This window comes from Aeromonas rivipollensis (assembly GCF_010974825.1).
GTDB lineage: Bacteria > Pseudomonadota > Gammaproteobacteria > Enterobacterales > Aeromonadaceae > Aeromonas > Aeromonas rivipollensis.
In genome coordinates this window covers 232,689-253,813 of the sequence record NZ_JAAILA010000026.1, presented here as the reverse complement: position 1 = coordinate 253,813, position 21,125 = coordinate 232,689, and the positions used below count along the sequence as shown (strand labels likewise).

Here is a 21,125-nt window from a genome sequence, read left to right as displayed (position 1 = left end):
CCATATTCAGGACGGGACAAGACAAATAAAAAAGGCGCCTTTCGGCGCCTTTTTCATGGTTGCAACTCAGTGCCGCAGTCCGGTACCCCGGGAAATCAGCCACCAGGCCAGCCCGTAGAGGGCGACGATGAAGCCGATGATGATGAGGTAGGCGGTGCCGAGCGGCACGTCGGAGATGCCGAGGAAGCCGTAGCGGAACGCGTTCACCATGTAGATGATGGGGTTCACCTGGGAGACCCCCTGCCAGAAGGGCGGCAGCAGGCTGATGGAGTAGAAGACTCCCCCCAGATAGGTGAGCGGCGTCAGGATGAAGGTCGGGATGATGCTGATGTCATCGAACGACTTCGCGAACACGGCATTGATCAGCCCCCCCAGGGAGAACAGGATCGAGGTCAGCAGCACAGTGAAGCAGACACTGAACAGATGGTGGATCTGCAGCGGCACGAAGAACAGGGAGACCAGGGTGACGATGAGACCGACACAGAGGCCCCGGGCCACGCCGCCGCCCACATAGCCAGCGATGATGATGTAGTTGGGCACAGGCGCCACCAGCAGCTCCTCCACGTTGCGCTGGAACTTGGCGCTGTAGAAGGAGGAGGCGACGTTGGAGTAGGAGTTGGTGATGACCGACATCATGATGAGGCCGGGCACGATGAACTCCATGTAGCTGAAGCCCCCCATGTCACCGATGCGCGATCCTATGAGGTTGCCGAAGATGACGAAGTAGAGGCTCATGGTGATGGCCGGCGGCACCAGGGTCTGGATCCAGATCCGGGTAAAGCGGCTCACTTCCTTGGCCAGTATGCTCTTGAAGGCGATGTAATAGGTCATGGGATTCATGCTTTGCGACCCTCCTCTACCAGGTTGACGAACAGCTCTTCCAGCCGGTTTGCCTTGTTGCGCATGCTCAGCACCTGCACCCCCTGGGCGGAGAGCTGATCGAACAGGCTGTTGAGGGACTGGCTCTTGTCCAGCTCCACCTCCAGGGTGTGCTCATCCTGCATGCGACCGTTGAATTCGGGCAGGGTCGGCACCTGACTGCCGGGCACCAGATCCAGCAGGAAGGTCTCCCGCCCCAGCTTGCCGAGCAGGTTTTTCATGCTGGTGTTCTCGATGAGGCGCCCCTTGTCGATGATGCCGATGTTGCGGCACAGCATCTCGGCCTCTTCCAGGTAATGGGTGGTGAGTATGATGGTGACACCCTGCTCGTTCAGATCCTTGAGGAAACTCCACATGGAACGACGGATCTCGATGTCCACCCCGGCGGTCGGCTCATCCAGGATCAGCAGCCTGGGCTCGTGCATCAGGGCGCGGGCTATCATCAACCGGCGCTTCATGCCGCCGGAGAGGGTACGGGCCGCCATGTCGCGCTTGTCCCACAGATCGAGCTGGCGCAGGTACTTCTCGGCGCGCACCTTGGCCTCGGCACTTGGCACGCCGTAGAAACCGGCCTGGTGGGTGACAATCTGGCTCACCTTCTCGAACTGGCTGAAGTTGAACTCCTGGGGCACCAGCCCGAGCTGGGCCTTGGCCAGCTCCAGATCGGTGTCGATGTCGTAACCGAACACCTTGACCTTGCCGGCACTCTTGTTCACCAGCGAACTGATCACGCCGATGGTGGTGGACTTGCCCGCCCCGTTCGGGCCGAGCAGGGCGAAGAAATCTCCCTGCTTGACGGTGAGATCTATGCCCTTGAGGGCTTCGACGCCCCCCTGATAGGTCTTCTTCAGACCGCTGATTTCCAATGCGTTCATTGCAACCCCTGTGATGGATGAGCCCATCTCGAGACAGAAAAGGCGGCTTTAGCGCCGCCTGAAGACAGTCGATGGCGGGCGGCCAAGCTGCCCTGCCACGTCCGAGCCTTGCTTACTCTTGCGGCACTACCTTGCCGATGAAGGGCAGATTACGGTACTTCTGGGCGTAGTCGATGCCACAGCCCACCACGAACTCGTCCGGGATGGCGAAGCCAATCCAGTCCACCGGCACCTGGACCTCACGACGGGACGGCTTGTCCAGCAGGGTGCAGATGGCCAGGGATTTAGGTTCGCGCAGGGAGAGGATCTCGCGCACCTTGTTGAGGGTGTAACCGGTGTCGATGATGTCCTCGACGATCACCACGTCCTTGCCTTTGATGTCGTCATCCAGATCCTTGAGGATGCGCACGTCACGGGTGCTGTGCATGCCGGAGCCATAGCTGGAGGCAGTCATAAAATCCAGGGTGATGGGCAGCTGGCACTGACGGCAGAGATCGGCCAGGAAGACGCAGGAGCCGCGCAAGAGGCCAATCATCACGACTTCATCGGAGCCCTGGTAACGGGCGGTGATCTCTTCACCCAGTTTGGCGATCCGGGCGGCGACGTCAGCCTCGGAGATCATCACCTCGACGTTGTGTTTCATCACATACTCCAATAATGGCCAAAGGGTTATTGGCCGTTCATTAACATCAAAACCGATGATTCTACCACTCCAACCGGAAGGCGTCAGGCATACGTGATGCTTTTATCGGCTTATTTTAATTGATAGAGTTAGCAAGCCTTCGGGCATTATCGGTGACAATACTATAAACACCATAATCAATAACTATTAGATGAAAAAACTATGGAACCACGCGCAGAAATAAGACGTCGGACCCGGCTGTCGCCGGAGGCTCGTCGTGATCAATTGATGGAATGTGCCATCGAGGTATTTTCCCGTCGCGGCATTGGCCGTGCGGGACATGCCGAAATTGCCGAGCAGGCCAAAGTCTCGGTTGCCACCGTGTTCAACTATTTCAACACCCGTGAAGATCTGGTCGATGAAGTGCTGGCCGAGATTGAAGGCTTTGTGCAGCAGATCCTCGAGCAGGCGTACAACGGCCAGGGCTCGGTCAGGGACAGCATCCACCGCCATGTGAAGCTGTTCGTTGACGCCGCCTATGACAAACCGGACCACGCCAGCATCTGGCTGGAATGGAGCTCGTCGGTACGGGAAGAGGTCTGGCCCCGTTACACCCGCCTGCTGGACAAGGCGCTGGAGCGCATCGCCCCCCACCTGCAAGCGGCCATGGACAGTGGCGAGATCCAGAGCGTGTTGTCGGCGCAGGATCTGGCCCGCTCCCTGACCGGGTTCGGCTACGTCATGATGCAGATGATCAATCAGCCACAGCGCCCGAGCCGGGAAGAAGTGACCGATTTTCTGTTCAAGTACGTGACGGCCCCCCTCCAGGTAGTTTGATCCTCCCTGCCAATAAAAAGCGGCGCCGGACTGTTCAGGTCGGCGCCGCTTTTGTTTGCCTCTCTTTCGTCTCACAGACTCAGGACTTGGCATAGCCCCAGCGCTCGGTCAGCGCATGCTCGACCCCCAGATGATCCAGGATGCGGGCGACCATGAAGTCCACCAGATCCTCGATGCTTTTCGGCTCATGATAGAACCCCGGTGCGGCGGGCATTATGGTCACCCCGAGCCGCGCCAGTTTCAGCATGTTCTCCAGATGGATCGCCGAGAAGGGGCTCTCGCGGGGCACCAGAATGAGCTGGCCGCGCTCCTTGATCACCACATCCGCCGCCCGCTCCAGCAGGTTGTCGGAGGCGCCGTTGGCGATGGCCGAGACGGTGCCCATGGAGCAGGGGCAGACCACCATCTGCCTGGGCGCCGCCGAGCCGGAGGCCACCGGCGAGAACCACTCCTCCTTGCCGCAGGCCACTATCTGACCCTCCCTGGCGCCATATTGGCGACAGAGATGGGCAGACAGCTCTTTCGGCGACCCCGGCCACTCCTGCTGCTGCTCGGTCTTGAGCACCACCCGGGCGGCCGAAGAGGCGAGCAGGTAAACCTTGTAGTCCGCCTGCACCAGACACTGGAGCAGGCGCAGGGCATAGGGAGCGCCGGAGGCGCCGGTCAGCGCCAGGGTGATCTGCTTGTTCATGATGTGCCTTGCCTGAGGCGGGCTATCAGCTTGTCGTGAATGCCGCCGAAGCCGCCGTTGCTCATGATCAGAATATGATCCCCCGCACGGCTCTCGGCCACCAGCCGGTTGATCAGGGCCTCCAGATCGTCAAACACCTGAGCCGGACGGCTCATGTGAGCGGTTACCTCGCCAAGGTCCCAACCGATGTTCGCCGGCTGGAAGAAGAACACCTCGTCGGCGCCGTCGAAGCAACCTGCCAGCTCCTCCTTGTGCACCCCCAGCTTCATGGTGTTGGAGCGGGGCTCCAGCACCGCCAGAATACGGGCCTTACCCACCTTGGCACGCAGGCCGCCGAGGGTGGTCTCGATGGCGGTGGGGTGGTGGGCAAAGTCGTCATAGACGCTGATGCCCGCCACTTCGCCCTTGAGCTCCATCCGCCGCTTGGGGGATTTGAACTGGCAGAGGGCGGCTATGCCGTGCTCCACCATGACACCGGCATGGCGGGCAGCGGCGATGGCCATCAGGCCGTTGTTGACGTTGTGCTCGCCGATGCACTCCCAGTGCACCTCACCCTGCTTGACGCCATCCAGCCACACCTCGAAGACGGAGCCGTCATCGGCCAGCTTGACCGCCTTCCACTTGGCGTCGTCCTGGCCCACCAGCTCCACCTCGCTCCAGCAGCCCATCTTGCGCACCGCGGTGAGGTTGTCGTCGGCCTGGGGGAAGAGCACCCGGCCGTTGCTCGGTACTGTACGCATCAGGTGATGGAACTGGCGCTGGATGGCGGCGAGATCCGGGAATATGTCCGCGTGGTCGAATTCCAGGTTGTTCATCACCAGGGTACGCGGATGGTAGTGGACGAACTTGGAGCGCTTGTCGAAGAAGGCGCAGTCATACTCGTCCGCCTCGATGACGAAGAAGGGGGCTGAGCCCAGGCGCGCGGAGACCGGGAAGTTGCCCGGTACGCCACCGATGAGGAAGCCGGGCTCGAGCTTGGCGTATTCCAGCACCCAGGCCAGCATGCTGGCGGTGGTGGTCTTGCCATGGGTGCCCGCCACGGCCAGCACCCAGCGATCCTGCAGCACATGCTCCAGCAGCCACTGGGGGCCGGAGATGTAGGGCAGATTGCGATCCAGCACATACTCCACGCAAGGGTTGCCACGGCTCATGGCGTTGCCGATCACCACCAGATCCGGCGCCGGATCGAGCTGGGACGGGTCATAGCCCTCGGTCAACTCGATACCTTGCTGCTCGAGCTGGGTGCTCATGGGGGGATAGACGTTGGCATCCGAGCCGGTGACTCGATAGCCCAGCTGTTTCGCCAACACCGCCAGACCACCCATGAAGGTGCCGCAGATCCCGAGAATGTGAATGTGCATACCGCTGCCTTTTCCAGTAAGGGAGTGCGCATTCTAGGGTCTCTTGACCCGGTGGCACAAGCCGCGACCATGACCAGAGCGCAGCCAGGCCCGGCAAGGCGACAGAAATCGGACGGCCTCAGGCGACGCGACATCCACCAGCACGCTCCCCTGCCCGCGAAATATGGTCATTTGACGGGACATCGCTATAATGTCGGCCTGCAAACTTGACTCCAACACTCAAAGGAAACGTCATGAGCCTGAACCTGGTACCGGCTGGCAAGAGCCTGCCTGACGACATCTACGTCATCATCGAAATCCCGCAGAATGCCGACCCGATCAAATACGAAGTCGACAAGGACAGCGGTGCCATCTTCGTTGATCGCTTCATGTCCACCCCTATGTTCTACCCGTGCAACTACGGTTATGTGAACGCCACCCTGTCCCTGGACGGGGATCCCGTCGACGTGCTGGTGCCGACTCCCTACCCGCTGCTGGCCGGCTCCGTCATTCGCTGCCGTCCGGTTGGCGTGCTGAAGATGACCGACGAATCTGGCGAAGATGCCAAGATCGTGGCCGTGCCGCACTCCAAGCTGACCAAGCAGTACGATCACATCCAGGATGTGAACGACCTGCCCGAGCTGCTGAAAGCCCAGATCCAGCACTTCTTCGAGCGCTACAAAGAGCTGGAAGCAGGCAAGTGGGTCAAGGTGGAAGGCTGGGGCGACAAGGCCGCCGCCGAAGCTGAAATCCTGACTTCTGCCGAGCGTTACGCTGCCAAGTAAGCGTCTCCCTCGCAAAAAAAAGGTGCCTTATGGCGCCTTTTTTATTGGCCGTTGCGGGGACTGACCGGGGGGATCCCCCTGGATATAGAGGTCGCGCCCGTTCTGCCGATAGGGGCGGTAATAGTTGTCACCACAGCGATATTCCTGCCCGGCGCCTCCCACCAGATCGCAGTTGACCGGCAGCACCTCCAGCCACTTGACGGCCTGCTGGAACCGCAACCACTCCTGCCATTCATGTTCCCGCGCCAGCTGATCCCGCAGGGCGAAGGTATCTGCCGTGGACATGCCCTGATTGACGATCACCTGACCCGCCTGTGCCGGCAACGAGAGCAATATCAGCAAACACATTGAAACAGGCTTCATGGTTATTTCTCGCATGACTTATTTTCCTGATTAAATTTAAAGCTGGATCAGATAATTACCAATATCGTCATCACTAGACCAATCCAAATTCCGTCGGCTCACCTAGTTGTTTAGTATCACCCAAGCAGGATGCACACCATGAAACTGGCACAAGGCCTGATGTGGAGTCTACTCTTCGGCTCCGCGGCTATGGCCAACGAGGTCAACCTGAGCTGGCAGTGGCAATCAGCCGACGGTCAACGCAAGCACCTGCAACTGAGCACGGACGAGCGGGTCCTCTCGGCCAGCCGCCATGAGATGACGCTGCTCGATGCCTCCCTCAACTATCCGCTGGAGACCCTCTACTCCTACATCAGCCCCAGGCTCTACAACAGCATCAACCAGATCAACCAGAACAGCCCGGAGACGGCGACCAAGTTTCGAAATCTGGAGCAGGCCTTCACCCTGCATGACGACAGCCTCGAATCCACCCAGTTCTGGCAGGCCTATGAGCAGTATCAGGAAGATGCCTTCTATGAGATGCGGGTGCTGCCCTGCGTGCACCCCGCCAATCGCCAGCTCCCCTGCGTGAGGCCCAACTACTCCCAGCTGTTCTACCAGTTCAAGGGGGATCTCAAGCCCCTGGCCAGGCAGTTCTCGGCCAAGGATCTGGCCACCAGCGTCAACCTGTTGCAGGAGTGGTTAAGCGCCATCCCCACCCCGCCCGAACAGATGGATCACTTCGCCCCTCCCCTGCAGGCCCTGCAGGACAACAAGGCCGACAGCGACGAGAAGGCGCTGCTGATGGCCAGCCTGCTGGCCGAGCTGGCACCGCAATACAACCTCAGCATAATCTATCCGGGCATCAGCATCGGCAGCGTCTCGCCGGCCTGGCTCGCCATCACAGCCGACAGCGGGTTGGAAGGGGATACCCTGGTGATAGACAACCAGCGCCACGTGCTGCTGACCGGCTCCCCCCTGCTGGCCCAGCAGATGACCATGGCCCAGATCCCCCTGATCAGTGAGCCACTCTATTGAGTCCACTGCCAGTGTGTATGGGCAAGCGGTTGATTTTTATCGACTCCATGCCATCCTTGCCGCCGCTATTCGCACGTTAATGGGCAGAGTGCTTCTGCGACCGGATCAACCCTCGCGTTTATTTAACACTTTTTAAACAGATCCGATCAGTTTAGGATGTGGGTTGTCCCATTCCCTCGATCCCAAAATCGTTATAACATAACAAAGGAGTGTCATACGGATGAAACATCTCGTACTTACCCTGGCGCTGCTGCCAACCCTGGTTCTGGCCCACAACATCAAGGAGTCGACCCAGGTGCCGCTGGTCAACATCGGCGACAAGGGCGAGCTTGTGCTGAAAGAGAAAGAGATCAGCTACCAGCCCTGGCAAAGCAAGGTACTGACCGGCAAGGTCTTTCTGATCCAGCATATCGCGGGTCGCTCCAGCGCCAAGGAGCTCAATGCCCCCATGATAGAGGCGATCAAGGCGGCCAAGCTGCCCCATGACAAGTACCAGACAGTCACCATCATCAACAGCAATGACGCCATCTGGGGCACCTCCGCTTTTGTGAAGAGCAGCGCCGAAGACAGCAAGAAAGAGTTTCCCTGGTCCACCATGGTGCTGGATGCCAAGGGCATGGCCCGCAACGCCTGGGATCTGGCGCCGGAGAGTTCGGCCATCATAGTGCTGGATAAAGAGGGCAAGGTGCTGTTTGCCAAAGATGGCCAGCTCGATGCCACCGAGATAACCAAGGTGATGGGGCTCATCCAGTCCCATCTCTGAATCAGAGAGAAGGGCGCTGATGGCGCCCTTTCCATAAGGGTCTATGGGTCGTTCCACGTTGACAATCTGGGTGTTGCTGCTGGGCTGGTTGTGGATGCAACCGGCGCTGGCACAGCACCCGTTTGAAGCCGACCTGCCCGACCATAGCCATGCCTGCACCCTCTGCGCCCTGCATCTGGATGGCAAGCTGGCACTGACCCCGACCCCCTTTGTCCCCACCCCGTCCTCTGCCATAGCGTTGTTTGTCGGCGCCACCCTGCCGAATGTCACCCCCACCACAGCAGGTCATAGCCGCATCAGAGCCCCGCCGCACCTTCATTGTTTCTTCCGTTGAATCAGTTTCTTATCAATTTTTCAAAAGGATTAACGATGAAAGCAGTCACCCTGTTGCTGGCCGCAGCCGCCTTTGGCGCTCAGGCAAATCACGACGAACACGAAAGTCACAGCCATGGCGCCCACGAGCACGGCCACGGCCACCTCAATCTGGTGGTCGATGGCGACCAGCTGATGATCGAGTTGCAGGCCCCCGCCGCCGATCTGGTGGGTTTCGAGCACGCCGCCAAGAGCGATGAAGAGAAGGCGCAATACGCCAAGGCAGTCGCCCGCCTCCAGCAGCCTGACGCCCTGTTCCGCCTGGACCCGGCCGCCGGCTGCAAGCTGATCCAGCAAGCGCTGCAGGCCGCCAAGGAAGAGCATGATCATGATCACGACCATGACCATGACCATGACCATGACCATGACAAGGCTGCCAGCGACGAGCATGAAGACCATCATGACGAAGCGGGTCACGCCGATCTCGGAGCCATGTACACCTACACCTGCGCCACCCCGGCCAAGCTCAATGGCCTTGAGGCGACCCTGTTCAGCCTCTATCCGAGCCTGGAGAAGCTGAGCGTGCAGGGGATACTGCCCACCGGCCAGACCGCGGCCGAGCTGACCCCGTCCGCCAACAAGCTGAGCTGGTAACGCCATGAAAAACGCCGTGGTTGAGATCCGCGATCTGGCCTTTGCCTGGCCAGGTGGCGAGGCTGTACTCGATCTGCCCGCCCTGCGCATCAGTGAGGGGGAACGGGTGTTTATCAAGGGGCCGTCGGGCTCCGGCAAGTCCACCCTGCTCGGCTTGCTGGCCGGGATCCAGACCGCCAACCACGGCACCCTGGAGGTGCTGGGCCAACCATTGGCCCGGCTCTCCGGCCGTGCCCGTGACCACTTCCGGGCGGCCAATCTGGGGTACATCTTCCAGCAGTTCAATCTGCTGCCATTTCTCTCGGTGCTGGACAACGTCACCGCCGCCCTCACCTTCTCCCCCGAAAAGCGCGCCCGCCTGCTGGGGAGCCCGGAACAGGAGGCGCGCCGCCTGCTAGGGGAGCTGCAACTGCCGGACGAGGCGCTGCACAGACCCGTTCACGCCCTCAGCATCGGCCAGCAACAGCGGGTCGCCGCCGCCCGGGCGCTGATCGGCTCGCCGCCCCTGGTGATCGCCGACGAGCCCACCTCGGCCCTGGATACCGACAACAGGGCCGCCTTCATAAAGCTGTTGTTCGAGGAGTGCGACAAGCAGGGCTCGACCCTCGTCTTCGTCAGCCACGACCCCTATCTGGAGCCCCTCTTTCCCCGGGTGGAGAACCTGCAACTGCTCAACCGGAGGGCCGCATGATGACAGCCGCAAACCAGCGCCTCTGCCCGGCAAGCCCCGCAAGGTTGGGTAAATCACAAGCTAAAAAACGGAGGGCATCATGCTAAAGCTTGCCCTGCAAAGTCTCTGGGCCCGCCGCCTCACCGCCGGGCTTACCCTGCTGGCCGTTGCCATCAGCGTCACCCTGCTGCTTGGGGTGGAACGGGTGCGAATGCAAGCCCGGGAGAGTTTCTCCAACACTGTCTCTGGTACCGATCTCATCGTCGGCGCCCGCTCCGGTCAGGTGAACCTGCTGCTCTACTCGGTGTTTCGCATCGGCAACCCCACCAACAACGTGGGCTGGGATTCCTATCAGGCCATCAAGACAAAACCTGGCGTCGCCTGGACCATCCCCCTCTCTCTCGGTGACTCCCACAAGGGGTTCAGGGTGCTCGGCACCAACGGTGACTACTTCACCCATCTGAAGTACGGCCAGCAGCAGTCGTTGCAACTGCGCGAGGGGCGGCCGTTCGACACGCCGTTCGAGGCTGTGCTCGGCGCCCAGGTGGCACAGAAGCTCGGCTACAAGCTGGATCAAGCCATCGTCATCGCCCACGGCGCCGGCAACACCTCCTTCAGCCAGCACGACAACCTGCCGTTCAAGGTGGTGGGGATACTGGCACCGACCGGTACCCCCATAGATCGCACCATACATGTGCCGCTGGCGGGGATAGAGGCGATCCACCTCGGCTGGGACAGCGGCCGTCACAGCAAGAATGTGACCCCGGAGCAGGCGCTGGCACTGGATCTCACCCCCAAGACCATCACCGCCTTTATGGTGGGCTTAAGTAACCGGATTCTGGCGTTCCAGCTGCAGCGCAGCATCAACACCTACCCCAGGGAGCCGCTGATGGCCATACTGCCAGGGGCCGCCTTGCAGGAGCTCTGGAGTCTGATGAGCGTGGCAGAGACGGCACTGTCGGTGATCGCCGGTTTCGTGGTGGTGGCGGGCCTCATCGGCATGCTGACCACCCTGCTGGCGGGGCTCAACGAGCGGCGCCGCGAGCTCGCCATATTGAGATCCCTGGGCGCGGGTCCCTCCCACCTCTTCCTGCTGCTGGCGCTGGAGGCGATGGCGCTGACCACCCTCGGCATCGCCCTCGGGGTGGCCGTGCTCTATCTCGGCCAGGGGCTTGCCACCCCCTGGCTGCTCAGCCACTATGGCCTGCAACTGAGCCTGGGGCTGCCGAGCGCCTACGAGTGGCAACTGCTGGGGCTGGTGTGGCTGGCGGGTATGGTGATAGGCCTGCTGCCCGCCGCCCGCGCTTACCGCTACAGCCTGAGCGATGGCATGAGCATTCGTATCTAGCGACATGCCCGCATAAAAATGAGAGAAGGACAGATGATGAAGTGGAAGATAGTGGCGCTGCTGGCCAGCCTGCTGGTGCTGCCTGCCATGGCCGCCGATTACAAGACCATCGACTGGGACGTGCTGATCCCGGAGGGGGAGAAGCTGCTGCCACCGCCCCAGGTCAATCACGAAGACCCCATGTCGGTGCCGCAGCCGGTGGGGGGCGTCAACAAGAAGCTGGACAATCAGGAGGTGCGGATCCCCGGCTTCGTGGTGCCGCTGGAGGGGGATGCCAAGACCATCACCGCCTTCCTGCTGGTGCCCTACTTCGGTGCCTGCATCCATGTGCCGCCGCCCCCCACCAACCAGGTAATCTACGTGAGCTACCCCAAGGGGGCGCCGGTGGACGATCTCTGGGACGCCATCTGGGTCAAGGGCAAGATGCACACCGTCAGCTCCAGCCACGAAATGGCCACCGCCTCCTACTCCATGGAGGCGGTCGAGGTCAGCGTCTACGAAGAGTAAGCCACGCCGATGGCCTCCTGCGGGAGGCCATTTTTTTATCCTGTGACAGCCCGCTGATGCCGCCCCCGCCTGAGGGATTGTTCATGGGCCAGGTTGGAGTAACATTCAACACCAGACCCTGCGATCACGGAGCCAGCATGGCTGACCTGCCCCCCAAGAAAGAGAGTGCCATCCTGAGCAGCCAGGAGCAGACCCTGCGCCTGGCCCGCAGTCGCGGCATAGACGGCATGCTGACCCGCAACAGCGACAGCACCTTCGAACAGCGTGCCACCTTCCGCCATCTGGCGGATCAGGCCGCCCGCCAGCGCAATCTGGAGGCCATCATGGTGATGGCCACCCGTCACTGTGAAGAGACGGCGGCTGGCGGCGAGATGGACAGCGACTGGCTGACCCGCTTCCTTCAACTGGCCGAAGACATCAGCATGGTGCCCATGCAGCAGCTGTGGGGGCGGATCTTCGCCCTGGAGGTGGCGACCCCGGGGCGCTTCTCCATCCGGGCCCTCAACACCCTCAAGGAGATGACCCAGCGCGAAGCCCAGCTGTTCCAGCGCATCTGTGCCCTCTCCTGCCACTACGAGGGCAGCGACGAGCAGCGCCTGCTGCTGGGCATGCACAAGGGGGCCGGCCTCCTCAGCCGCGCCAAGGTCACCCGCATGGGGCTTGGCAAATACCGGGTCCCCTACAGCGCCCTGCTGCTGCTGTGCGATCTCGGCCTGCTGCACCGCGGCGAGCTGGAATCCGGTCCCCTGCCTGCGGACGGGGTCGAGCTGGCCTTCGGCAATCAGCGCTGGCGCCTGCGCCAGCGCCAGAGCAACCTCACCCTGCTCTATTACCGCCTCACCCCCATCGGCAACGAACTTGCCCTGCTGCTGGAAGAGCCCCCCCTGGAGGAGTACCTGCAGGACTTGAAGACACTGCTCTCCACCAACCTGCAGATAGAGACCCTGATGCTGGCCCCGGCCGGCGAGCCTGATCTCCCCAGCTGATCCCGGCAGACCCTTGGGCTTCCCCCTGACAGCCCAGCGGCCGACAAAGGCCATGGGCCCGGTATGGTCACAGATACCGGGCCCATGAGCATGACAAGGTCAGCGTGAGCGCGACTCGTTTATTGATCTTGCCCATAAAACCACCCTCTCCCGCTTCTCTCCCCAGCCCCGTTCGGTAACACTGCCATTTGGTAAATGTCTCGTTGGAGTCAGCCATGAGCCAGACCAGAGCAAAGCCATTGGTAAAAGCAGCAGACTGGAGGCTGTGATTCAGGGGCGGTAGCGTGGTTTTTGTAGGTTGGTGCAGAGCCTAGCGAAGCCCAACAGATGAGCATGAACACCCCAACCAGAGCGGGATAAACATGGATTGGGTCGTTCGGTAAAAAATTTTCAGATACGTTTCGCAGTAAACGTTGGGCTTCACTTCGTGTAGGTTGGTGCAGAGCGCAGCGAAGCCCAACAGACGAGCATTATTACGCCAACCAAAGCCGGATAAACATGGATTGGGTCGCTCGGTAAAACAAATTTGTAGAAATATTTCGCGGTAAACGTTGGGCTTCACTACGTTCAGCACCAACCTACGATTTTTAGCCCAACATACGAGATGATCTTTGACGAAGCCATTTCCAATTTGGATCAGCAGACCGCCGAGCTTTTTGCCCAAACAATTAACCGACTCAAAGGAAAGGTGACGATGCTATTTATCACGCACCAGGTACCGAAGGGATTGCAGGTAGATGAGTTTGGTGAAGGAGGATATGTGAGCAAAATAATTGCTCACAGGGATGCCGTCGGGAGGTGGCATCCTTCGAAACTGAGGTGGGCTGAGATGGCGCAGGGCATAACCCTCCCTGAGGCGACATAGTCTTCTCACCCATAACCAAGAAATGATGGGCTCTGCAGATCGTAATGTCCCCTTGCAGCAGATGGCAGCTGGAAACATACGCAGGGATAAATAAAGTATGACTATGGAAATTTTCGCATTACGCAAACAATGGCGAATGACGAAGGTGCGCTTTCAATCCACCTGGTTCTGGCGTGTGTTCGGCGTCCGTGCCATGCAAAAGTGGTGGACCAAGTTTCTGGTGGCGGTAGCCATCATGGCTGGCTTCTGGAGCCTTTTTTCATACGTTCAATCACTGAACCCCGCCTTACCGCTGGAACGGTTGACGAAAAATGAAGGGGTGCTTGTGCATGTTTACCAGCCCCTTCGTACTGCACACGGCTCCACGATCAGGATCCTAGCGGACTCAGGAGAGGAAATAGCCTATCGAGGCAGTATCTTTGATATAACTTTGCTAATCGCGGCAAAAGGCAAACGGGTCACGGTCTGGAGCCAGCAATTTTACGATCTTTGGTGGCCCTTCTATTACGAACGGGTTTGGCAGATCCAAGAAGGCGCACAGGTCTTGATGAGCTATGAGAGCGTGTACCAAAGTCGGCAAAGCAATAAATCAAGCCACATATGGTTAGCTAAGCGCTTGTTGATACTGGCAATCCTCTCCTTAGCTATTGTGGCTCTGGCTTGCCACAAGGGTGTGTCAGCAGAGTAATCGTTATATTTCAATTGCTTATCGACAATCATAGGGGACGGGAACATACCCATGAGCCCGTAGGTTCAAATAGCGCAGCGTATTCGAACAGTCGCGAATAACCCCGCAACGGCATAAGCAAGGATCGGAAGATCCCCTTGCGGGGGTTATATCGGCTGCCTTGGAGTGGCTCAAGGCTCGCCGGTGCCACTATAAGCTGAATTTATGGGTTTTCCGCTGATGACCCAACTTTTGCTTATAGTGGCTGCCGCCAGCCCATAAGCGCCTGTGGTGGCCAACTGACAGGCCGCCGGGCGCTTGTTATATGTTCTTCCGATTCCATGACACGCAGGCGAGGCGGACAAAAATGGCCTCTTTGCCCTTGCGACCCGCGCCTGCGCTCTATTTACTGCTTACGGCTTGCTGCCCGGGTGATTACCCGATTGCCGGAATAACGATCCGGCAGCCTTTGCAAGACGGCACAATTCAATTACTACAGGTAGTTCCCCTGCCGCAGGGCGGTCAGCAACTCATCCACCAGCACCGCCACCGGTTTGCCGGCGTTAAGCAGGTGTATTTCCGGCTGCTCGGGGGCCTCGTAGGCCGAGTCGATGCCGGTGAAGTTGCGGATCTCCCCGGCCCTAGCCTTCTTGTAGAGTCCCTTGGGATCGCGCTCTTCGCACACGCTAAGGGGAGCATCCACAAACACCTCGACAAACTCGTCGGCGCCCAGCAAATTGCGCACCAGATCCCGCTCGGCACGGAACGGTGAGATAAAGGCAGTGAGGACGATAAGGCCCGCATCCACCATGAGTTTCGCCACCTCGCCGACCCGGCGGATATTCTCCTGGCGGGCGGCGTCATCAAAGCCCAGATCCCCGCACAGGCCGTGGCGCACGTTGTCCCCATCCAGCAGATAGGTGTGCTTGCCTTGCGCGGCCAGCGCCTGCTCCAGGGCCCCCGCCAGGGTGGATTTGCCCGCCCCCGATAGCCCGGTGAACCAGATCACCAACGGTTTTTGCCCCTTCAGCTCGGCCCGGCTCTCTTTGTCGACGGCATGGGCATGCCACACGATATTGCTCATCCAATACTCCTTGATTGGCGCTCACGCCTCAACACTGAAACTCTCTGGAACCACGGGGAGCCGACTCGGACTGTCAGCCGATAACTTGCTGATGCCATGGTATTGCTCATTCAAACTCCTTGCGAGGCATCAGGGCCCCAAAACGAAGAGGGTTGCGCCTTAAAACGGAAACAGCAGGGGCACCATGACGATCACCCCCAGGCTGTAAGCCAGGGAGACAGGCACCGCCAGCTTGAGGTAATCCGGCATCTTGTAGTTACCCGCCGCATAGACCATGAGGTTGGTCTGGTAGCCGTAGGGCAGGATAAAGCTGGAACTCGCCCCGAACAGCACCGCCAGGATAAACGGCATGGTGGAGACATCCATGCTGAGGGCCAGCTGGTAGCCCATGGGGAAGGCCAGGGCCGCGGCGGCGTTGTTGCTCATCAGTTCGGTCAGCACCAGGGTAAACAGGTAGATGCCGATAAAGGCGATGAGGGGGCTGGAACCGTTGAACTCCCCCATCAGCCAGTCGGCAATCAACCTGGCCAGGCCGCTCTTCTCCAGCTGATCGGCAATGGCCAGCGCCCCGCCCACCACCAGCCAGATATCCAGCGGAAAGCGGCGGCGGATCTCGTCCAGGGTCAGGATGCGGGAGAACAGCAGCACCACCAGCATCACCAGCAGCCCCTTGAAGAGCGGCACCAGATCGAACACCGAGAGCGCCAGCACCCCGAGAAAGCCCAGCACCACGGCGGCGCTGCGCTTGCCATCGAGCCGGGTGGAGGCTTCGAGCCCGCTCACCACCACGAACTCCCGGGAGAGGGACTTGTTGCCCGCGAACTTGGGGCCCGGGGCCAGCAGCAGGGTATCGCCGGCGTGCAGCTCAATCTGGCCGAGGCCGCCGGTGAGCTGGGTCTCGCCACGGCGCACCGCCAGCACTACCGCATCGAAGTGGGTGCGAAACTCCGCATCCTTGATGGATTGCCCCACCAGCCGCGAGCTGTGGCTGACGATCACCTCCACCAGGTGCTGGCCGTTGAGGCGGTGCTGGCCGTAGAGATCCAGCCCCTTGAGCTCCTGCAGCACGCCGACGCTCTCCACGTCGCCGCAAAACAGCAGCATGTCCCCCTCGTGCAGCTCGTGTTCCGGCTGCACCGGGCAGATCACCTGATTCCCGCGAATGATCTCGGCGAGATAGAGGCTTTTGAGGCTGCGCAGGCCGTTCTCCTTGACGCTGCGCCCGGCCATGGGGGAACCGGCCCCCACCTTGGCCTCGAGAAAGTAGCCGGATTCCCGGCTCATTTCTGTGTCCTGCTCCGGCAGGTGACGGGCAAACAGCAGCACGGCCACCAGCCCTGTCAATAATGTGCCAGCACCCACCATAAAGAAGTCAAACATGCCGAGCGGCGGCGCCCCCATCTTGATGAGGAAGCTGTTGACGATGAGGTTGGTGGAGGTGCCGATCAGGGTCAGCACGCCGCCAAAGGTGGCCGCGAAGCACATGGGCAGCAACAGCCGGGAGGGGGCATGGTTGGGGTTGCGTTTGACCGCCCCCAGCATGGAGGCCACCACGGCGGTGTTGTTGACGAAGGCCGACAGGAAGGCGGTGGAGAACCACACCTTGACCAGCACCTTGTTGAAGGAGCCGGTGCCCACCAGGTTGGCGAACCAGCTCATGATCCGGGTCTTCTCCACCGCGAGCGACACCAGCAGCAGCAACACCAGGGTCAGCAGGGCGCTGTTGGTGTAGCCCGCCACCACGGCGTTGATGTCCGCCAGGCCGCTCAGATAGGTGATGAGCACGGCGCCCGAAAAGAGCAGCGCCGGCCGGAGTTTGCCCTGGATCAGCAGGGCGACGAGGGCAGCCAGCAGACCCAGCACCAGGGATTGTTGCCAGGTCATGGGCTTACTCCTTGCCGGAATCGTTGCTGATGGTCAGCGCCTGCCAGTGGGGGAAATGCTTGCGCACCAGGGCGTTGAGCTCGATCTCGAACTCGCTGTACTGCCCTGCCACCGCTTTTGCGGCCAGCCCTTCCACTATCATGCCCGCACCCACGGTGACGTTGGTCAGCCGGTCGATCAGGATGAAGCTGCCGGTGTCGCGGATCTCTTTGTAAGGGTCGAACGCCACTGGGTCGGTCAGGCTCACTTCGCACAGGCCGATCTCGTTGAGCTTGAGCTCAGCGGCCGGCAACTCATCCAGCTTGTTGATCTCGATGCGATGGCGGATGGCCTCCACCTGGCCACGGCTCTTCTTGGTGGCCAGCTTGACGTCATAGACCCGGCCCGGTTGCAGGGACTCCTCCCCCATCCAGACGATGTGAGCCAGCACGTTCTGGGTCACCTGGGGCTTTTTCGCCGCATCCACCAGCAGGTCGCCCCGGCTGATGTCGATCTCGTCCGCGAAGGTGACAGTGATGGCCTGACCCGGCAGGGCGTACTCCAGATCCCCGTCGAAGGTGACGATGCGGGTCACAGTGCTCTCCTTGCCGGACGGCAGCACCGCAAGCCGGTCGCCGACCCTCAGGATGCCGGAGGCCAGGGTGCCCGCGAAGCCGCGAAAATCCAGGTTCGGGCGGTTCACGTACTGCACCGGCAGGCGCACCGGGTGGCATTCCAGCTCGCGCTCCGCATTTTGTATCACATCGGCGCTCTCCAGCAGGGCGAGCAGGGTCTCGCCCTGATACCAGGCCAGCTTGTCGCTTTGATTGACCACGTTGTCACCGTCCAGGGCCGAGACCGGCACTATGTGGATGGTGTCGACGCTGAGCTTCTTGGCGAACTCGTGGTACTCCAAGCTGATGCGATCGAACACCTCCTGGCTGAACTCCACCAGATCCATCTTGTTGACCGCCACCACGAACTGCTTGATGCCGAGCAGGCTCGCAATGAAGCTGTGGCGACGGGTCTGATCCAGCACCCCTTTGCGGGCATCGATCAATATGATGGCGAGATCGCAGGTGGAGGCGCCGGTGGCCATGTTGCGGGTGTACTGCTCGTGGCCCGGGGTATCCGAGATGATAAATTTGCGTTTTGCCGTAGAGAAATAGCGGTAGGCCACGTCTATGGTGATGCCCTGCTCGCGCTCCGCCTGCAGGCCGTCCACCAACAGTGCCAGGTCCAGCTTCTCACCTGTGGTGCCGAGCTTCTGGCTGTCGGACTCCAGCGCCTTCAACTGATCTTCATAGATCTGCTGGGAGTCATGCAGCAGGCGACCAATGAGGGTGCTCTTGCCGTCGTCCACGCTGCCGCAGGTGAGAAAGCGCAGCAGGCTCTTGTGCTGCTGGGCGTGCAGGTAGGCTTCAATGCCCTGTTCGCTGATGGCGGTCTGAATATGGTTGTTCATGATGCGATTCCTTAGAAATATCCCTGACGCTTCTTCTGCTCCATGGAGCCGGCCTGATCGTGGTCGATGAGCCGCCCTTGCCGTTCGCTCGAGGTGGTGAGCAGCATCTCTTCGATGATCTCGGGCAAGGTGGTGGCATTGGATTCGATGGCCCCGGTCAGCGGGTAGCAGCCCAGGGTGCGGAAGCGCACCAGCTCCTGCTTTACCTCGTCTTCCGGGCCTATGGGCATGCGCTCGTCATCCACCATGATCTTGATGCCGCTGCGCTCCACCACGGGGCGCATGGCCGCGAAATAGAGCGGCACTATGTCGATGTTCTCGAGATAGATGTATTGCCAGATGTCCAGCTCGGTCCAGTTGGAGAGCGGGAACACCCGGATGCTCTCCCCCTTGTTGACCTGGCTGTTGTAGACGCGCCACAGCTCAGGGCGCTGGTTCTTCGGATCCCAGCGGTGGGACTTGTCACGGAAGGAGTAGACCCGCTCCTTGGCCCGGGATTTCTCCTCGTCCCGGCGCGCCCCGCCGAAGGCGGCATCGAAGCCGTACTTGTTGAGTGCCTGCTTGAGCCCCTCTGTCTTCATGATGTCGGTGTGCTTGCCACTGCCGTGCACGAAGGGGTTGATGTCCATGGCCAGGCCATCCGGGTTCTTGTGGACGATGAGATCCAGCCCGTACTTCTTGGCGGTCTCGTCCCGGAAGGTGATCATCTCCTTGAACTTCCAGTTGGTGTCCACGTGCAGCAAGGGGAAGGGGATCTTGCCCGGATAGAAGGCCTTGCGGGCCAGGTGCAGCATGACGGAGGAGTCCTTGCCGATGGAGTACATCATCACCGGGTTTTCAAATTCGGCAGCCACCTCGCGGATGATGTGGATGCTCTCGGCTTCCAGCTGTTGCAGGTGTGTCAGTCTTTCACGGTCCATGTCTGGGTCCTCGGTTCATTGCTATCGCGCCTGCTCGGGGCGCAGTTCTGGTTCAGTTCGGTGCCGCCTTGGCCGCACCGTCAAATCGGTTGCTGTCGCGGCCTGCCCTCAGGCCAGGCTCACCAGCTTCAGTTCGTGGCGGCTCGCCTCTGTCTCGGCCTGTTCGCCACCCTGCTCGCCAAACCAGGCGAGCTGCTTGCGCAGAGCCACCACCTCGCCGATGACGATGAGGGAGGGGCTCACCGCCTGCTCGGCCAGTACGGCCAGGTCAGCCAGGGTGCCGGTCAGCACGCGCTGACGGGCTGTGGTGCCCCGCTCTATGATGGCGATGGGGGTGCCCTGGCCTCGGCCATGGCTCACCAGCTGTTGCTGGATGTGCTCGGAGCGCATCAGCCCCATGTAGATGACCAGGGTCTGGTTGGTTGCCGCGAGCTGCTGCCAGTCGGGCTCCTTGCCCTCCTTCTGGCAGTGGCCTGTGATGAAGACGGCGCTCTGGGCATGGTCACGGTGGGTGAGCGGTATGCCCGCATAGGCGGTGGCGCCGGCGGCGGCCGTGATGCCGGGCACCACCGAGAAGGGAATGCCCTCTTCTGCCAGCACTTCCAGCTCCTCGCCGCCGCGGCCGAACATGAAGGGATCCCCCCCCTTGAGCCGCACCACACGGTTGCCCGCCCTGGCGTATTGCACCAGCAGGCGATTGGTCTCCTCCTGGGGCACGCTGTGGGCACCGGCCTTCTTGCCGACCGACACCAGGGTGGCGTCACGGCGCACCAGGTCCAGGATCTCAGGGGAGACCAACTGGTCATAGAGCACCACTTCGGCCTGTTGAATCTGTTGCAGCGCCTTGAGGGTCAGCAGGCCAGGATCCCCGGGGCCCGCACCGACCAGCACCACCTCGCCCACTTCGCTTTGGGCCTTGTCGAGCCCCTCATTGAGCCAGCCCTCTGCCCCCTGCCAATCGGCTTTCTCAATCAGACCGGCGAGGGTGTTGGAGGCAAATGCCCGCTCCCAGAAGCGGCGGCGATCGGAGAGAGAAGCTAGCACCCGCTTGGCCTTGACCCGCACCCGGCCCGAAAGCTCGGCCAGTCCACCCAGATGGCGGGGCAGCAGGCTCTCCAGTCGCTCGCGCAGCAGACGCACCAGCACAGGGGCCTTGCCGCCGCTGGAGACGGCCACCATCAGGGGCGAGCGGTCGATGATGGAGGGGAAGATAAAGCTGGAGCGCTCGGGGTCGTCCACCACATTCACAAAGAGCCCGAGCTGGTTGGCGCTCTGATAGACGAGGGCGTTGACCTCGAGGCTGTCGGTGGCAGCCACCACTAGGATCTGGCCAGCCAGATGGGCCGGGTCGAAGCGCGCCGCCACATGGGTGAAGCGACCGGCAAATTCGGCGAAGTCGGGGTCTAGCTCGGGGGAGACCAGGGTCAGCCGGGCACCTGCCGCCAGCAACAGGCGCGCCTTGCGCAGGGCAACCTCGCCCCCGCCCACCAGCAATACCGGGCGGCCTTCCAACCTGGCAAACATAGGTAAATAATCCATCAGGGCCCACTCCTCGGCATACGACGACATCTGGGGCGACTATAGGCAGGAGTCCTTATCCCTCAAAATAATA

22 protein-coding genes are annotated in these 21,125 nt (G+C 60.9%); 11 read left to right on the top strand and 11 right to left on the bottom strand.

Annotated features, from left to right (window positions below):
- Positions 1-66: 66 nt before the first annotated feature.
- From G4923_RS16235 to hpt, 3 genes are all read right to left on the bottom strand, one after another.
- Positions 67-840 (bottom strand): ABC transporter permease, encoded by a 774-nt coding sequence (locus G4923_RS16235; RefSeq protein WP_139745436.1) that lies wholly within the window; start codon positions 838-840, stop codon positions 67-69.
- On the bottom strand, positions 837-1,754 hold the full coding sequence (locus G4923_RS16230) for an ABC transporter ATP-binding protein (protein ID WP_163137680.1): 918 nt from the start codon (positions 1,752-1,754) through the stop codon (positions 837-839). The genes G4923_RS16235 and G4923_RS16230 overlap by 4 nt, the downstream gene beginning before the upstream one ends.
- A 112-nt stretch (positions 1,755-1,866) precedes the next feature.
- Positions 1,867-2,397, bottom strand: coding sequence for a hypoxanthine phosphoribosyltransferase (gene hpt, locus G4923_RS16225; protein ID WP_025328200.1), 531 nt, complete (start codon positions 2,395-2,397; stop codon positions 1,867-1,869).
- 201 nt (positions 2,398-2,598) lie between these two features.
- On the opposite strand from hpt, the gene G4923_RS16220 reads away from it, so the two are divergent.
- Positions 2,599-3,213 (top strand): TetR/AcrR family transcriptional regulator, encoded by a 615-nt coding sequence (locus tag G4923_RS16220; RefSeq protein WP_025328201.1) that lies wholly within the window; start codon positions 2,599-2,601, stop codon positions 3,211-3,213.
- Between the two features lie 79 nt (positions 3,214-3,292).
- Here the strand turns inward: G4923_RS16220 and G4923_RS16215 are convergent, their stop codons facing one another.
- Together G4923_RS16215 and mpl are read right to left on the bottom strand one after the other, a co-directional pair.
- Positions 3,293-3,904: a flavin prenyltransferase UbiX gene (locus tag G4923_RS16215; protein WP_163137679.1), complete on the bottom strand. Its 612-nt coding sequence runs from the start codon at positions 3,902-3,904 to the stop codon at positions 3,293-3,295.
- Positions 3,901-5,265, bottom strand: coding sequence for a UDP-N-acetylmuramate:L-alanyl-gamma-D-glutamyl-meso-diaminopimelate ligase (gene mpl / locus G4923_RS16210; RefSeq protein ID WP_163137678.1), 1,365 nt, complete (start codon positions 5,263-5,265; stop codon positions 3,901-3,903). Before mpl ends, G4923_RS16215 begins: the two co-directional genes overlap by 4 nt.
- Before the next feature lie 233 nt (positions 5,266-5,498).
- Here mpl and ppa point away from each other — a divergent pair, with 233 nt between their 5' ends.
- Complete coding sequence (gene ppa, locus G4923_RS16205) at positions 5,499-6,029, top strand: inorganic diphosphatase (RefSeq protein ID WP_005329022.1); 531 nt, start codon at positions 5,499-5,501, stop codon at positions 6,027-6,029.
- Positions 6,030-6,056: 27 nt separating this feature from the next.
- On the opposite strand, the gene G4923_RS16200 is transcribed toward ppa, so the two are convergent.
- Positions 6,057-6,407, bottom strand: coding sequence for a hypothetical protein (locus G4923_RS16200; protein ID WP_193558498.1), 351 nt, complete (start codon positions 6,405-6,407; stop codon positions 6,057-6,059).
- A gap of 123 nt (positions 6,408-6,530) precedes the next feature.
- Between G4923_RS16200 and G4923_RS16195 the strand changes: the two genes are divergently transcribed.
- The 9 genes from G4923_RS16195 to G4923_RS16155 all read left to right on the top strand — a co-directional run bounded on the left by G4923_RS16195 (position 6,531) and on the right by G4923_RS16155 (position 14,202).
- Complete coding sequence (locus G4923_RS16195; protein WP_111910454.1) at positions 6,531-7,409, top strand: hypothetical protein; 879 nt, start codon at positions 6,531-6,533, stop codon at positions 7,407-7,409.
- Between the two features lie 220 nt (positions 7,410-7,629).
- The gene (locus tag G4923_RS16190; RefSeq protein ID WP_163137677.1) at positions 7,630-8,172 is read left to right on the top strand and encodes a YtfJ family protein; all 543 of its coding nucleotides are present in this window, start codon (positions 7,630-7,632) and stop codon (positions 8,170-8,172) included.
- A 43-nt stretch (positions 8,173-8,215) separates the two neighbouring features.
- On the top strand, positions 8,216-8,506 hold the full coding sequence (locus G4923_RS16185) for a hypothetical protein (protein ID WP_163137676.1): 291 nt from the start codon (positions 8,216-8,218) through the stop codon (positions 8,504-8,506).
- A gap of 35 nt (positions 8,507-8,541) precedes the next feature.
- A complete protein-coding gene (locus tag G4923_RS16180; protein ID WP_163137675.1) occupies positions 8,542-9,138 on the top strand; it encodes a DUF2796 domain-containing protein in 597 nt (198 codons plus the stop codon).
- Positions 9,139-9,142: 4 nt separating this feature from the next.
- The gene (locus tag G4923_RS16175; protein ID WP_106885860.1) at positions 9,143-9,829 is read left to right on the top strand and encodes an ABC transporter ATP-binding protein; all 687 of its coding nucleotides are present in this window, start codon (positions 9,143-9,145) and stop codon (positions 9,827-9,829) included.
- A gap of 79 nt (positions 9,830-9,908) precedes the next feature.
- A complete protein-coding gene (locus G4923_RS16170) occupies positions 9,909-11,156 on the top strand; it encodes an ABC transporter permease (protein ID WP_163137674.1) in 1,248 nt (415 codons plus the stop codon).
- Positions 11,157-11,189: 33 nt separating this feature from the next.
- A complete protein-coding gene (locus G4923_RS16165) occupies positions 11,190-11,663 on the top strand; it encodes a DUF3299 domain-containing protein (protein WP_025328211.1) in 474 nt (157 codons plus the stop codon).
- Between the two features lie 137 nt (positions 11,664-11,800).
- Positions 11,801-12,649, top strand: a complete 849-nt coding sequence (locus tag G4923_RS16160; RefSeq protein ID WP_163137673.1) for a TIGR03899 family protein — start codon at positions 11,801-11,803, stop codon at positions 12,647-12,649.
- Between the two features lie 962 nt (positions 12,650-13,611).
- Entirely contained in the window at positions 13,612-14,202 is a 591-nt protein-coding gene (locus G4923_RS16155) for a hypothetical protein (RefSeq protein WP_163137672.1), read from the top strand.
- 472 nt (positions 14,203-14,674) lie between these two features.
- Here the strand turns inward: G4923_RS16155 and cysC are convergent, their stop codons facing one another.
- The 5 genes from cysC to cysG all read right to left on the bottom strand — a co-directional run bounded on the left by cysC (position 14,675) and on the right by cysG (position 21,052).
- A complete protein-coding gene (gene cysC / locus G4923_RS16150) occupies positions 14,675-15,265 on the bottom strand; it encodes an adenylyl-sulfate kinase (protein WP_163137671.1) in 591 nt (196 codons plus the stop codon).
- Positions 15,266-15,424: 159 nt separating this feature from the next.
- Complete coding sequence (locus G4923_RS16145) at positions 15,425-17,149, bottom strand: SLC13 family permease (RefSeq protein ID WP_163137670.1); 1,725 nt, start codon at positions 17,147-17,149, stop codon at positions 15,425-15,427.
- 4 nt (positions 17,150-17,153) lie between these two features.
- Positions 17,154-18,593 carry a sulfate adenylyltransferase subunit CysN gene (cysN, locus tag G4923_RS16140; protein WP_163137669.1) on the bottom strand — a complete coding sequence of 480 codons (1,440 nt, stop codon included), beginning with the start codon at positions 18,591-18,593 and terminating at the stop codon, positions 17,154-17,156.
- 11 nt (positions 18,594-18,604) lie between these two features.
- Positions 18,605-19,513 carry a sulfate adenylyltransferase subunit CysD gene (gene cysD, locus G4923_RS16135; RefSeq protein WP_163137668.1) on the bottom strand — a complete coding sequence of 303 codons (909 nt, stop codon included), beginning with the start codon at positions 19,511-19,513 and terminating at the stop codon, positions 18,605-18,607.
- A gap of 108 nt (positions 19,514-19,621) precedes the next feature.
- Positions 19,622-21,052, bottom strand: a complete 1,431-nt coding sequence (gene cysG, locus G4923_RS16130; protein ID WP_163137667.1) for a siroheme synthase CysG — start codon at positions 21,050-21,052, stop codon at positions 19,622-19,624.
- Positions 21,053-21,125 lie beyond the last annotated feature (73 nt).